This is a genomic window from Burkholderia sp. BCC1993 (genome assembly GCF_905339865.1).
In the GTDB taxonomy this organism is placed as follows: Bacteria; Pseudomonadota; Gammaproteobacteria; order Burkholderiales; family Burkholderiaceae; genus Burkholderia.
Genome location: NZ_CAJPGZ010000010.1, coordinates 267,430 through 281,766 on the forward strand (window position 1 = coordinate 267,430; position 14,337 = coordinate 281,766).

A 14,337-nucleotide genomic window follows, 5' to 3' on the forward strand; every position below is an offset into this window, starting at 1 on the left:
CGGCCTTTCCCGCATTCCGATCCGTTTCGAGGACACACGACGTGAATCCGAACTACATCCTGACGATCAGCTGCCCGGCCACGTCCGGCATCGTGGCTGCCGTCACCGCTCATCTCGCCGCGTCGAACTGCTACATCGGCGAGCTGGCGCAATACGACGACGAGGTCAGCGGCACGTTCTTCATGCGCGCCGTGTTCCGCTTCAACACCGGCGCGAACGGCAACGTCGAGCACCTGCAGCGCGATTTCGCGAGCGTCGCCCGGGATTTCTCGATGCAGTGGCAACTGAAAAGCGCCGGCGAACCGATGAAGGTGCTGCTGATGGTCAGCAAGTTCGACCACTGCCTGTCCGACCTGCTGTACCGCTTCCGCAAGGGCGAGCTGCGCATGCAGATCACGGCGGTCGTGTCGAACCATCTGGATCTGCGGCCGATGGCCGAACGCGAGGGCATCCGCTTCATCTACCTGCCGATCACGCCGGACACCCGAACGCGGCAGGAGGCGGAACTGATGCGCATCGTCGACGAAACCGGCACCGAACTCGTCGTGCTGGCCCGCTACATGCAGATCCTGTCGAACGACCTGTGCGAGCGGCTCGCCGGCCGCGCGATCAATATCCACCACTCGTTCCTGCCGGGGTTCAAGGGCGCGAAGCCGTACCACCAGGCGTTCGAGCGCGGCGTGAAGCTGATCGGCGCGACCGCCCACTACGTGACGTCCGACCTCGACGAAGGGCCGATCATCGAGCAGGAGGTGCAGCGCGTCGACCACGTGCTGCAGCCGTCCGATCTCGTCGCGATCGGACGCGACACCGAGACGGTCGCGCTGTCGCGTGCGGTCAAGTATCACACCGAGCACCGCGTGTTCCTGAACCAGAACCGCACGGTGATCTTCCGATGAGCGGCGCGACGATCATCGACGGCAAGGCGATCGCCGACGCGCTGCTGGAATCCGTCCGGCACGACGTCGCGCGGCTGCGCGGCGACGGCGTGCTGCCCGGCCTCGCGGTCGTGCTCGTCGGCGATGACCCGGCGAGCCACGTCTACGTGCGCAACAAGATGCTGCGCGCGCAGCAGGTCGGCATCCGTTCGATCGAGCATCGGCTGCCCACCGACACCGCCGCATCCGCCCTGCTCGCGCTCGTCGCCGAGCTGAACGCCGACCCCGATGTCCACGGGATTCTCGTGCAGATGCCGCTGCCCGCGCCGCTCGACGCCGCGGCCGTGATCGACGCGATCGATCCGCGCAAGGACGTCGACGGCTTCCATCGCGACAACGTCGGCGGGCTCGCGCTCGGCCAGGACGCGCTCGTGCCGTGCACGCCGTCGGGCTGCATGCATCTGCTGCGGGAGATCGTCGGCGACTTGCGCGGCAAGCATGCAGTCGTCGTCGGGCGCTCGAACATCGTCGGCAAGCCGATGGCCGCGCTGCTGCTCCAGTCCGACTGCTCGGTGACGACCGTCCACTCGCGCAGCGCGAACGCCGCCGAACTGTGCCGCCAGGCGGACATCGTCGTCGCGGCAGCCGGCAAGCCGGGGCTCGTCGATGCGGACTGGATCAAGCCGGGCGCGGTCGTCGTGGATGTCGGCATCAACCGCATCGAATCCGGCGGCGCGACGCGGCTGGTCGGCGATGTCGACCACGACAGCGTGGCGCGCGTCGCCAGCGCGTTGACGCCGGTGCCGGGCGGCGTCGGTCCGCTGACGATCGCCTTCCTGATGAAGAACACCGCGCTCGCGGCGCGGCGGCAGCGCGCGACGTGACCCGCGTCCGCGCACGAACGGCACGCGCCGTTCGCCGAACCACGGCTAACCACTTCCAACGAGGTAGAACGCGATGACACAACGTGTTGCAATCATCGGTGCGGGCCCGTCCGGCATGGCCCAGCTTCGCGCCTTCCAGTCGGCCCAGGCGAAGGGCGCAGACATCCCCCAGCTCGTCTGCTTCGAGAAGCAGCGCGACTGGGGCGGCATGTGGAACTACACGTGGCGCACCGGCACCGACGAACATGGCGAGCCGGTCCACGGCAGCATGTACCGCTATCTGTGGTCGAACGGCCCGAAGGAATGCCTGGAGTTCGCCGACTACACGTTCGAGGAACACTTCGGCAAGCCGATCGCGTCGTATCCGCCGCGCGAAGTGCTGTGGGACTACATCAAGGGACGCGTCGAGAAGGCCGGCGTGCGCAAGGACATCCGCTTCGGCACCGTCGTGCGCCAGGTTGCGTTCGACGACGCGAGCGGCCGCTTCACGGTGACCGTGCACGATCTCGACAAGGACGTCGTGTACGCGGAAGACTTCGACTACGTCGTGAACGCGTGCGGCCATTTCTCGGCCCCGAACATGCCGAGCTTCCCCGGCTTCGACAGCTTCGGCGGACGCATCCTGCACGCGCACGACTTTCGCGACGCGCTCGAATTCAAGGACAAGGACATCCTGCTCGTCGGCAGCAGCTATTCGGCCGAGGACATCGGTTCGCAATGCTACAAGTATGGCGCGCGCAGCATCACGAGCTGCTATCGCACGGCGCCGATGGGTTATCACTGGCCGGCGAACTGGGAGGAAAAGCCGTTGCTCGAGCGCGTGCGCGGCAACGTCGCGTTTTTCGCCGACGGCAGCAGCAAGAAGATCGACGCGATCATCCTCTGCACCGGATACCAGCACCATTTCCCGTTCCTGCCCGACAGCCTGCGCCTGAAGACGAACAACCGGCTTTGGCCGCTCGACCTGTACAAGGGCATCTTCTGGGAACGCAATCCGAAACTGATCTATCTCGGCATGCAGGACCTCTGGTACTCGTTCAACATGTTCGACGCGCAAGCCTGGTACGCACGCGACGTCATCCTCGGCCGCATCGCGCTGCCCGGTTTCGACGCGATGCACGCCGACAGTCTCGCGTGGCGCGCGCGCGAGGAAACGCTGGTCACCAACCAGCAGATGTTCGAGTATCAGGGCAGCTATATCCAGGACCTGATCGATGCGACCGACTATCCGAGCTTCGACATCGCCGGCGTCAATCGCACGTTTCTCGCGTGGAAACACGACAAGCACGAGAACATCATGGGCTATCGCGACAAATCCTATCGCTCGCTGATGACCGGCACCCAGTCGCCGCCGCATCACACGCCGTGGCTCGACGCGCTCGACGATTCGATGGACGCTTACCTCGGCGAGCGTGCGCCCGAGCCGCGCGTTCGCGCTGGCTGACCTTCGCGGCATTGCGCTGTCGCGTCATCCAACCGGGTGCCGCGACGCCCGCCGTGCCGTTCGCGGCCGCGCGCATCGCGGCCCGCGCCCGTCCATTCATTCAAGGAACGTTCATGCTCATTCGCCCACCGACCGTGTCGCGGCCGCACGAACCCGCGTTGTCCACCCATGCGTCCGGCCGCGAACGCCATCGCGTCGCCGGTGCGGGGCTCGCCGCCGTCAAGCTCGATGCCGGCGATACGCTGCAGGTGATCGACGTCGAAGGCCGGCAACGCGCCGAGCTGCTCGCATTGCGCGTGCGCGACGGCGGCAGTGCGCTGGCCGCGCTCGACCTGACGCCCGACGACAGCGCGCGCTTCATCGCCGAATGCCTGAACGGCGGGTCCGCGGCACAAACCGATCTCGCCACCCTGTTCGAACGGCACGGGCTGACGGGCAAGCCGTTGCCCGACGGCGCCGTCCTCTGGTCCGGCGACACCCGCGCCGGCACCATGCGCACGTTCGTCGCGCCGGAGCCGCTCGTCGCGATCGTCGCGGCGCCCGGCGGCCCCGTGCCCGTGGACCGGGTCGGCCAGCCGGCAACGGAGCTTCAGCTGTCCGTCGTTCGCGCGGGCCCGTCCGCTGCCACGCAGACGAGCGTGCCGCTCGCCGAGCCGCTCGCGGATTTCGTCATCCGTCCGGGAACGGCCGTCGCGTATACGGTTGCGGCCGGCGAGTACCTGCAGATCGTCGACGTCGACGGCAGGCAATGCTCCGATTTCGTCGCATTCGATCTCGACGCGCTCGGCCGTCACCGGGAAGTCGGTCTCGATCCGACCGTCACCCGCACGCTGAACGGCCATGCGTATCCCGTGCCCGGTCTGTACTCGCGGTTTTTCGATCAGCTCATGCAGCCGATGCTCGAAGTCGTGCACGATACCGTCGGCCGGCACGACACGTTCGCGCTCGCGTGCACCGCGCGCTATTACGACACGCAGGGTTACCCGGGCCATGCGAACTGCAGCGACAACATCAGTGCGGCGCTCGCCGAATACGGCGTCGCCGCGCGTCCCGGCTGGCCGGCGATCAATTTCTTCTTCAACACGGCGATCGACGCGCACGGCCAGATGACGATCGACGAGCCGTGGTCGCGCCCGGGCGACTACGTACTGCTGCGCGCGCTGAAGCCGCTGCTGTGCGTCAGCACGTCGTGCCCCGACGACATCGACCCCGCGAACGCGTGGCAACCGACCGACATCCGGATCCGAACCTATTCGAGCGAGGCGCGCTTCACCATGTCCACCGCCATCAGACCCACCCCCGACGCCCCGCCCGTGCTGACGCGCCAGTCGGGCTTCCACGCCCGCACGTCGGCGCTCACGCGCCACTTTGCCGACTACCGCGGCTGGCACCTGCCGGCGCGGTTCGACGGCTACGGCGCGATCGACGAATACTACGGCTGCCGCGAGCGCGCGGCGATCGTCGACCTGTCCGCGTTGCGCAAGTTCGACGTCACCGGCCCCGACGCCGAGGCCCTGTTGCAATACTGCCTGACGCGCGACGTGCGCAGGCTCGCGGTCGGCCAGGTCGTCTACTCGGCGATGTGCCATCCGCACGGCGGAATGCTCGACGACGGCACGCTGATGCGGCTCGGTCCCGACACGTTCCGCTGGATCTGCGGCGACGATTTCGCGGGCATCTGGCTGCGGGAGCAGGCGAACAAGCTCGGCATGAAGGCATGGGTCAAGTCGTCGTCCGACCAGATCCACAATGTCGCGCTGCAGGGGCCGCGCAGCCGCGAGATTCTGCGCGCACTGATCCGCACGCCCGCGACCCAGCCGTCGCTCGACAGCCTCGGCTGGTTCCGCTTCCTGATCGGCCGCCTCGGCAACGACGACGGCTGCCCCGTCATCGTCAGCAGGACCGGCTACACCGGCGAGCTCGGCTATGAGGTCTGGTGCCATCCGCGCGGCGCGCAAGCCGTATGGGACGCGATCTGGGCGGCGGGCCAGCCGCACGGACTCGTGCCGCTCGGTCTCGACGCGCTCGACCTGTTGCGGATCGAAGCCGGGCTCGTGTTCGCCGGATACGAATTCACCGACGAAACCGATCCGTTCGAGGCCGGCATCGGCTTCAGCGTTCCGCTCGCGACGAAGACCGACGACTTCGTCGGGCGCGATGCGCTGCTTCGCCGCAGCGTGCATCCGCACCGCCGGCTCGTCGGGCTGGAACTCGCCGGCAACGAACCGGCCCATCACGGCGATTGCGTGCACAACGGGCGGGCACAGGTCGGCGTCGTCACGAGCGGCATGCGCTCGCCGATCCTCGGCAGGAGCATCGCGCTCGCGCGAATCGACGTGCACCACACCGAGCCGGGCAACGTGCTCCACGTCGGCAAGCTCGACGGCCAGCAGAAGCGCATCGACGCGCGGGTGACCGCCCCGGTCTTCTACGATCCGGAGAAGGCGCGCGTGCGCAGCTAGCGGATGCGATTGCCTCTTGCACGCACCTTCAGGCAACTGAAGCGTTCGGGATCAGGTCATTCCGTGGGACGCGATGATTGCCTCGGTGCGGTCCCAGAGGCGCCGGGCGAGATCGGTGTCCTGGGCAAAGGCTGAGGATTTGGCCGGACGGCAATCTGCGAAATAACGGCCGGTGACGCCGTTCAGCGCAGGATGCGCGGCCAGCAGGCAAGTTGTCGCCGCGCCCTGCGGCACCGTTTTGCCGAACAGCATCGCAGCCGAGACGATCCAGTTGAATGGCCCGCGCATATGCCGATGCAGGCCCGTGGCGCCGATCAGTCCCGGATGGAGTGCGTTTGCAGTGATTCCGACATTAGCCACTCTGCGTGAAAGCTCGTTCGCGAACAGGATGTTGGCGAGCTTCGCCTGGCCATAGAACGGAAAGCCGCGATAGCCCTTGCTACCATCGAGATTGTCGAAATCAATGCCTTTCCCGCCTGGCGCAAAATTATGGGAATGACTGCCCACAATGACGATCCGGCCCGGGCGCGAGCGGTTGATTGAAGGCAGCAACCGCGTCACCAGCAGATGATGGGCGACATGGTTGACGAAGAACTGCTTTTCCACGCCGTTCACCGTCTCCAGCGTTGGCAGCGCCATTATCGCGGCATTGGTGATGATGGCATCGAGGGTGATGCCGCACGCGAGAATGCGGTCGGCGGCGCGGGCGACGGAAGCGAGATCGGTCAGTTCGGCTCCAACGGCCATGCCATCCGCGGCATCGGCGATTGCCAGGGCGGCGCGCGCCTTGTCCTCATCCCTCGCGACCGCAATGATGCGGGCGCCGCGCATTGCCAAAACCCGCGTCGTTTCAAGACCGATTCCAGAATTACAACCCGTGATCAGGATCGTCCGGCCGGAGAGATCCAGGCCCTCGGTGACCTGCTCCGCGGTGCTGCGTCGGGAAAAGCCCAACGCGGTTATCGGGTCCATCACCTGCTCTCCCATTGTCAGGTTCAATACCACACCTGGCCGCGCCGACGCTGAAGCCACCGGGACCACCGGCAATGACGACTCGCTTGCCGATGAAATGCCCCATGGCGCGGGTTTTCATAAATTCACATTACTTCATTATGTGATTTGCATTGCGCTTAATCATTATCAAAGCGCGCCAAATAACTCGCATTAGACGCCACCGGGAGTGCCCACGAAAACTTGTACCACTGTTGATTTATTTTTGAAAAACAAGAAAATGGCGCGACCGAAACGTTATAATTTGTTAAATCCCATTTGCACCTATCTGACATCGCTATCGCCCACGGTGTTATGGATAAAGTTTTCCATGAAGACATCTGAAATCATTCGCGACGTCGCAGCCGAGATAGAAGCAATTTTTCGCGAAAACGATCTCGCTGCGCCAAATCCTTCGGCCTTGGAACAACTTGAGCTTCTGCATGGTCGCATTCGCGCTCGCTGCGGCTACTGCGCCGACAGGGTAGGTAACATCAGGAGCCTCGCCCAGGACTTCTACAGCGTTCGCAGACATCAATTTCATCCCGAGGGTGCCGACGGCGTACTACGTGATATCCGCACGAATCTGCAGGCGATTCGTTCATGGTCGAAGGTATGGGAGGAGCACGGCAAGTAACTTCCGCACTGGAGCGCCGGCAATCGAAGCGTTCGTCGGGCAGAGATATGAACGACGAATTGCTGCCGGATTCAGTCATCCGTCGATGCGCTCCCTTAATCAATCTCGCCGCCCCGCTTTACAACCGATGCAGTTCAGCCGCCCCCGATAGGGGCGGCGAACCGGCGCACAATGCGCGTTTGCGGCTACGCCGATCGTCACGAATGGTAAGCCGTCTCCCCGTGCGAACTGACGTCGAGACCCTCACGTTCGCGCTCACCGTCGACACGCAGACCGATCGTCATGTCGACGAGCTTGAATGCCGCAACCGACACGACCGCCGACCACACGAGCGACGTCCCGACGCCCCAGCACTGCGCAATCAGTTGCTCGCCGATGTGGTAGTCGGCGACCTTGTTCCCCACGTAGTCGTAGATCCCGGTGCCGCCCAGCGACGGCGACGCGAATACGCCGGTGAGCAACGCACCCGCGATGCCGCCGATGCAGTGGACCCCGAATACGTCGAGCGAATCGTCGACGCCGAGCAGGCGCTTGAGCCCGTTGACGCCCCAATAGCAGACGATACCCGCGATCAACCCCATCGCGATCGCGCCCATCGGCCCGACGAATCCACATGCCGGGGTGATCACGACCAGCCCCGCGATCGCGCCGGACACCGCGCCGAGCATGGACGGCTTCTTCTTCAGCGACCATTCGACGAAGGTCCACGACACCGTCGCCGCACAGGTTGCCAAAAGCGTCGTGACGAATGCGAGCGTGGCCGCGCCGCTTGCCTCGAGCGCGGAGCCCACATTGAATCCGAACCAGCCGACCCACAGCAGCGAGCCGCCGATCATCGTCATCGTCAGATTGTGCGGCGCCATCGTCTCCCTGCCGAACCCTGCCCGCTTGCCGATCATGATCGCGCCGACCAGCGCCGCGATGCCTGCATTGATATGCACCACGGTGCCGCCTGCGAAATCGATCGCGCCCTTCTGGAACAAGAAGCCGGCCGTCGCGCCGGCCTTGTCGGCCGCCGCGGCGCTCGTATAAGCGTCCGGGCCCGCCCAGTACCAGACCATGTGCGCAATCGGCAGGTACGAGAAGGTGAACCACAACACCATGAACGCCAGCACCGCGGAGAATTTCGCGCGTTCGGCGATGCCCCCCACGATCAGCGCGGGCGTGATCGCGGCGAACGTCAGCTGGAACGACACGTAGATGAACTCCGGAATGACGACGCCCTTGCTGAAGGTCGCGGCAGTCGAATCCGGCGTGATGCCGACCAGGAACGCCTTCGAGAGCCCGCCGAAGAACGCGTTGCCTTCGGTGAACGCGATGCTGTAACCGTATACCGCCCACAGAACGCCGAGCAGGCAGAACACCACGAGCGTCTGCATCAGGATCGACAGCATGTTCTTCGCCCGCACCATTCCGCCGTAGAAAAGGCCGAGCCCGGGTGCCGCCATCATCACGACGAGCAGCGTCGCGACGATCATCCACGCCGTGTCGCCCTTGTTCGGCACCGGCACCGCCGCCACCTTGTCGTCCGCGAACCCGGGCAGCGCCAGCAACGCGAGCCACGCGCACAGAATCCAGCCAATCGTCTTTTTCATGTCGTTTCCTCGAACCAGGGCATGCACCGCCTCGCGATGCACGCGATAACCGATGACGAACCAGCAAAATCGGGAATGACCGCGACACCGCACGGCGGCACCGAGCGGGTCGCGGCGTCTGAAGCGACCGACGACATGACGCCGCCCGCTACTGCGCGGCGCCATGTCGCGCACCGTCACACCGCGGTCATGACCGCTCGCCGGGAATCCACGACGTGCCGGCCAGCGGCACGCGCGCCATCGCGGCCGCCTCGACCGTCAGCGCGACGAGATCTTCCGGCTCCAGGTGATGAACGTTCTGCTTGCCGCATGCGCGCGCGATGGTGGTCAGCTCCATGTTCAGCGTCTTCAGGTAATTGCGCACACGACGCGCGCCCTCTTCCGGCTCGAGACGCTTTTCGAGGACCGCGTCCTGCGTCGTCACACCCACCGGACACTTGCCGGTATGACAGTGGTGGCAGAAACCCGGCGACGTATGCAGCGCCGCGTAATCTGCCGCAGCCGAATGCAGCATGCCGTCCTGGAAGTACGATTCGCTGTTGCAGCCGAGCGCCATCAGCACCCCCTGGCCGATCGCGACGGCATCCGCGCCGAGCGCGAGCGCCTTGGCGACGTCCGCACCGGTGCGAATGCCGCCCGACACGATCAGTTGAACCTGCCCCTTCATGTTCAGGTCCTCGAGCGCGGCGACGGCCTGACGGACCGCCGCCAGCGTCGGAATGCCCACGTTCTCGATGAAGCAGGTCTGGGTTGCCGCCGTGCCGCCCTGCATCCCGTCGACCACGACGACATCCGCGCCCGCATGCACCGCGAGCTTCACGTCATTGAACGTGCGCGTTGCCCCGACCTTCACGTAGATCGGCTTTTCCCAGTCCGTGATCTCGCGCAGTTCCTGGATCTTGATCGCGAGATCGTCCGGGCCGGTCCAGTCCGGATGGCGGCTCGCCGAGCGCTGGTCGACGCCCGCCGGCAGCGTGCGCATCGACGCCACGCGCGGATTGACCTTCTGGCCGAGCAGCATGCCGCCGCCGCCCGGCTTCGCACCCTGCCCGATCACGACCTCGATCGCATCGGCGCGGCGCACGTCGTCGGGATTGAAGCCGTAGCGCGACGGCAGGCACTGGTAGACGAGCGTCTTCGACGAACGGCGCTCCTCCTGCGTCATCCCGCCGTCGCCGGTCGTCGTCGACGTGCCGGCCGCCGTCGCCGCGCGGCCGAGCGCTTCCTTGACGTTCGCCGACAGCGCGCCGAAGCTCATCCCGGCCACGGTGATCGGGATGTCGAGCACGACGGGCTTCTTCGCGAAGCGCGTGCCGAGCACGGTCTGCGTCGTGCATTTCTCGCGATAGCCTTCGAGCGGGTAGCGCGACAGCGAAGCACCGAGGAACAGCAGATCGTCGAAGTGCGGTACGTGACGCTTCGCCCCGAGGCCGCGAATCTCGTACAGGCCGCGTTGGGCGGCCGTGTGGATGTAGTCGATCGTCTTGCGGTCGTAGCCGTACGACTCTTCCTGCTGCAAGCGGGCGAAATGAATGGGTTTGACTTCCATGGCGTTGCCTCGATGGAGCGTGGATTCAATATTCCTGGTTCGCGTCGGCGTTCCAGTGGTAGAGCGTGCGGGCCGAAGCGATGCGCCTGAACGCGCGCGGATCGTGGTCGAGGCCGGCCGCATCGAGCAGCGCCGCGACGGCACTGAAGTCGGCGTCGGCCATCGGCTCGAACTGCGCGTCCGCGCCGAGCGACTTCACTTCACCCTTCACGTAGAGCACTGCTTCGTACAGCGAATCACCGAGTGCGTCGCCCGCGTCGCCGCAGATCACCATCCGGCCCGCCTGGGCCATGAATGCGGAGAAGCTGCCGACCGACCCGCCGACGACGATGTCGCCGCCCTTCAGCGAGATGCCGCAACGCAACCCGGCATCGCCGTCGATCACGAGCAGCCCGCCGTGCGCGGAGGCACCCGCGCCGTTCGACGCGAAACCCTTCACGTGCACCTTGCCGCTCATCATGTTTTCCGCGACGCCGGTCCCGGCGCTGCCCTCGATGACGATCGTCGCGCGCTGGTTCATGCCGCCGGCGTAATAGCCGGCGTGGCCATCGATCGTCACGGTCACGTCGGCATCCACGCCGACCGCGATGTTGTGCGCGCCGTTCGGCGAGGCCACGACGATCGCCTGCCCGTCGAGCACGTCCGCGCTGCCGTGCAGGTACTGGTTGACGTCCCGGACGGTTGCGCTGTCCAAGTCGAATGTCATGCGTTCCATACGTACATCTCCTCGGGTGCGGGTTCGAATACCTTGGCGTTCCTGATGTCCGGCAGATGCGCGAGCGAGCGGAACTCCGACGCGATCGCGACGTAGTCGTCGTTCTCGGCAACGACGGCCGGCTTGCATGCGAACGGGTCGCGAATCAGCGCCAGCTCGGTGGGCGTCCCCATCAGGAACGTGTAGAAGCCGTCGAGCTCCTCGAAGCCCTTCTGCAGTGCCACCGGCAGCGTGTCGCCCTCGCGCAGTCGCCATTCGAGGAAGCGGCACGCCGCCTCCGTGTCGTTGTCGGTATCGAAGTGAATGCCCTTCGGCTCCAGCATCCGGCGCACGCCGTAAGGGTTCGACAGCGAGCCGTTGTGGACCAGGCAGAAGTCCTCGCCGGCCGTAAACGGATGTGCGCGATCCGGCGTCACCGCGGACTCGGTCGCCATCCGCGTATGGCCGACCAGGTGTGAGCCCTTGAGGCCGCCGAACGCGTAACGCGCGGCGATGTCCGCGGGCAGGCCGATGTCCTTGTACAGGTCGATCGAGCGCCCGGCCGACAGCAGGTACACGCGCGGGTAATGCTCGTTCAGCCAGTGCCTGACCGTGTCGGCCTGCGCGTGGACGGTCAGCACTGCGTGGTTTCCCTTCGCATCGACACGCACCGCGGCGTCGACGGACGCTTTCAGCCGATCGAGCAGCACGTCCCACGGAAAATGCTCGCCTTCATCGGTAAAGCCCGAGTACAGGCTCAGCTTGCGCTGGTTCGGCTCGACCGCGTCGCCGAACACCGCGAGACCGGCCGAATCCGGGCCGCGTTCGGTCATGCCGATCAGCATCGGCACCATCAGTTCGCCGAGCCGGTCGCGCAACGCCGGTGTCTTGACCAGCAATCCTACGATTCCACACATGTTGCCTGCTCCTCAGAAAAATTCGACGTACTGCTTGATTTCCCAGTCCGATACGTGGCGCATGTATTCCAGCCACTCCATTCGCTTGAGCTTGATGAACTCGTTGACCACCGGCCCGAGCGCATCGCAGATCGTCCGGTCGGCTTCGAGCGCGTCGAGCGCCTCGCCGAGGTTTTGCGGCAGCACGCCGATGCCGTGGTCGCGGAGTTTCTGCGCGGGCCACTCGTACAGGTTCTCGTTCGCGGGCGCGCCCGGCGACAGGTCGCGGTCGATGCCGTCGAGCCCGGCGGCGATCACGGCCGCCGTCGCGAGATACGGGTTGCATGCGCCGTCCGGCAGACGCAGTTCGATCCGACCGCCCGGCATCCGCACCATGGTCGAGCGATTGTTGTCGCCGTAGCTGATGTAGGCCGGCGCCCAGGTCGCGCCGGTCAGCGAGCGCCCGACGACGAGGCGCTTGTACGAGTTCACCGTCGGGTTGCAGAGCGCCGCCAGCGCGGGCGCATGCGCGAGCAGGCCCGCCGTGAAGCGGTAGCCGAGTGTCGACAGGCCCATGCCGAGCGTATCGTCGTCGTCGGCGAACAGGTTGCGCTTGCCGTCGCCGATCGACATGTGCATGTGCATGCCGTTGCCCGGGCGGTTCGCGAACGGTTTCGGCATGAACGAACAGATCATCCCGAGCTCGTTCGCGATTTCCGACGCGGCCATCTTGAAGAACACGTAGTGATCGCACGACGTCAGGCAATCGGTATACGTGTAGTTGATCTCGAACTGCCCGTTCGCATCCTCGTGGTCGATCTGGTAGACGTCGATGCCGACCGCGCGCAGCGATTCGGTGAGCTTTTCCAGGAACACGCGCGTGCGGGACAGCCCCTTGTAGTCGTAGCAGGGCTTCGCCAGCGTATCGCTCGGATCGCAAGGCTCGAGCGTGCCCGACGCGGAGCGCTTCAGCAGCGAAAATTCGGGCTCGAGGCCGGTAAAAAGCGTCCATCCGCGCTCGGTCAGGCGGGCCACCTGCTTCTTCAGCGTCACGCGTGAATCGAACGCCCACGGTACGCCGTCGACATGACCGTCGCACGCGATGCGCGCCAGCCCGGACTGCCACGGCACCGGCGTCAGCGTCGCGAGATCGCCGACCGCCATGTAGTCCGGCCCGTTCGGCTCGATGCCGACACCCCAGATCGCAAAGCCCGCGAAACCCGCGCCCGCGGTCAGCACGCTGCCCAGATGCGCGACCGGCACCGACTTCGCCTTGGCCACGCCGTGAATGTCGACGAATTGCGCGAGCACATACTTCACACCGTGTTGCGCAAGGTATGTCTGCGCTTCGTCCACCGAATCGAAGCGGGGTACGCTTCCGAGCGCGTTGACTGGCAACGGGCTCGCATCGTTCAGGTTCATCGTCTCTCCTTGCAACTGCGTCGTTCACTGGTTTGCGGAATCCGCCCGACTGGCGAGCGGCTCAATTGCGCGACATGGGCAAGCACCGCGTCCGGTACGCTGCGACCACGCCTTCTGCATGCGGAGTGATTTATTGTTGTGAAACAATAATTCCCCATATGAAACTTGCGGCGCGCAAGCCGGGCGGTCCCGACCGTGCCGGCGCGCACGCCGCAATCTGCTACCCTTGCCCCTTTTGCCGAGGTCGACGATGCATACCGCTGACGACAGCAAGACCCCGCTCGAACGCTATCTCGGGTCGACCATCCGCGAGCTTCGCCAGAGCCATGGGCTGACCATCGCCCAGGTCGCCGAACAGGCCGGCATCAGCCGCGGCATGCTGTCGAAGATCGAAAACGCACAGACCTCGACCGGTCTCGACGTACTCCACCGCATTGCCCAGGCGCTCGGCGTCTCCATGGCCGTGCTGTTCCGCAACTTCGACGTCCCGCAGGGCGGCGCCCAGCTCGTGAAGAAGGGCGCCGGCATGGAAGTCGTCCGTAAAGGCACGAAAAGCGGCCACACCTACCATCTGCTCGCCTACGACCAGGGCCCGCGCAAAACCTTCGAGCCGTTCCTGATCACGATGGAGGACCAGGCGGAACGCTTTCCCGTCTTCGAGCATCCCGGCACCGAGTTCATCCACATGCTCAAGGGCGTGATCGAATACCGGCACGGTCAGCAGACCTACATCCTGCATCCGGGCGACACCCTGACGTTCCGCGCCGACGTACCGCACGGCCCGGAACGCCTGATCAAGACCCCGATCCAGTTCCTGTCGATCTTCGTCTACGGCCCCCCTGCCGACGAATGACCGTCCCGTCGCGAGAGATAACGCAAGCCTCGT

The 14,337-nt window shown here is 65.4% G+C and carries 12 protein-coding genes; 6 read left to right on the forward strand and 6 right to left on the reverse strand.

Translation table 11 applies throughout. The features are described 5' to 3' along the window. The first annotated feature begins 41 nt into the window (after positions 1-41). The 4 genes from purU (at position 42) to U4Y91_RS18935 (ending at position 5,668) form a co-directional block, all read left to right on the forward strand. A complete protein-coding gene (gene purU / locus U4Y91_RS18920; protein WP_321806327.1) occupies positions 42-899 on the forward strand; it encodes a formyltetrahydrofolate deformylase in 858 nt (285 codons plus the stop codon). After that, entirely contained in the window at positions 896-1,762 is an 867-nt protein-coding gene (locus U4Y91_RS18925) for a bifunctional methylenetetrahydrofolate dehydrogenase/methenyltetrahydrofolate cyclohydrolase FolD (RefSeq protein WP_321806328.1), read from the forward strand. Before purU ends, U4Y91_RS18925 begins: the two co-directional genes overlap by 4 nt. A gap of 73 nt (positions 1,763-1,835) precedes the next feature. After that, positions 1,836-3,206 (forward strand): NAD(P)/FAD-dependent oxidoreductase, encoded by a 1,371-nt coding sequence (locus U4Y91_RS18930; RefSeq protein ID WP_321806329.1) that lies wholly within the window; start codon positions 1,836-1,838, stop codon positions 3,204-3,206. A gap of 113 nt (positions 3,207-3,319) precedes the next feature. Further along, positions 3,320-5,668 (forward strand): DUF1989 domain-containing protein, encoded by a 2,349-nt coding sequence (locus U4Y91_RS18935; protein ID WP_321806330.1) that lies wholly within the window; start codon positions 3,320-3,322, stop codon positions 5,666-5,668. Positions 5,669-5,719: 51 nt separating this feature from the next. Here the strand turns inward: U4Y91_RS18935 and U4Y91_RS18940 are convergent, their stop codons facing one another. Further along, positions 5,720-6,667, reverse strand: coding sequence for an SDR family oxidoreductase (locus tag U4Y91_RS18940; protein ID WP_321806331.1), 948 nt, complete (start codon positions 6,665-6,667; stop codon positions 5,720-5,722). Positions 6,668-6,989: 322 nt separating this feature from the next. Between U4Y91_RS18940 and U4Y91_RS18945 the strand changes: the two genes are divergently transcribed. Further along, positions 6,990-7,295, forward strand: a complete 306-nt coding sequence (locus tag U4Y91_RS18945; protein ID WP_321806332.1) for a hypothetical protein — start codon at positions 6,990-6,992, stop codon at positions 7,293-7,295. A 197-nt stretch (positions 7,296-7,492) separates the two neighbouring features. Here the strand turns inward: U4Y91_RS18945 and U4Y91_RS18950 are convergent, their stop codons facing one another. From U4Y91_RS18950 to glnT, 5 genes are all read right to left on the reverse strand, one after another. Then, positions 7,493-8,890: an ammonium transporter gene (locus tag U4Y91_RS18950; protein WP_321806333.1), complete on the reverse strand. Its 1,398-nt coding sequence runs from the start codon at positions 8,888-8,890 to the stop codon at positions 7,493-7,495. Positions 8,891-9,077: 187 nt separating this feature from the next. Then, positions 9,078-10,439: an FMN-binding glutamate synthase family protein gene (locus U4Y91_RS18955; protein ID WP_034191060.1), complete on the reverse strand. Its 1,362-nt coding sequence runs from the start codon at positions 10,437-10,439 to the stop codon at positions 9,078-9,080. 25 nt (positions 10,440-10,464) lie between these two features. Continuing rightward, positions 10,465-11,154 carry a protein glxC gene (locus U4Y91_RS18960; RefSeq protein WP_193093122.1) on the reverse strand — a complete coding sequence of 230 codons (690 nt, stop codon included), beginning with the start codon at positions 11,152-11,154 and terminating at the stop codon, positions 10,465-10,467. Beyond that, positions 11,142-12,050, reverse strand: coding sequence for an amidophosphoribosyltransferase (locus U4Y91_RS18965; protein ID WP_321806334.1), 909 nt, complete (start codon positions 12,048-12,050; stop codon positions 11,142-11,144). The genes U4Y91_RS18960 and U4Y91_RS18965 overlap by 13 nt, the downstream gene beginning before the upstream one ends. Positions 12,051-12,062: 12 nt before the next feature. Then, entirely contained in the window at positions 12,063-13,451 is a 1,389-nt protein-coding gene (gene glnT, locus U4Y91_RS18970) for a type III glutamate--ammonia ligase (RefSeq protein WP_321806335.1), read from the reverse strand. A gap of 250 nt (positions 13,452-13,701) precedes the next feature. Here glnT and U4Y91_RS18975 point away from each other — a divergent pair, with 250 nt between their 5' ends. After that, the gene (locus U4Y91_RS18975) at positions 13,702-14,304 is read left to right on the forward strand and encodes a helix-turn-helix domain-containing protein (protein ID WP_124488097.1); all 603 of its coding nucleotides are present in this window, start codon (positions 13,702-13,704) and stop codon (positions 14,302-14,304) included. Positions 14,305-14,337: the final 33 nt, after the last annotated feature.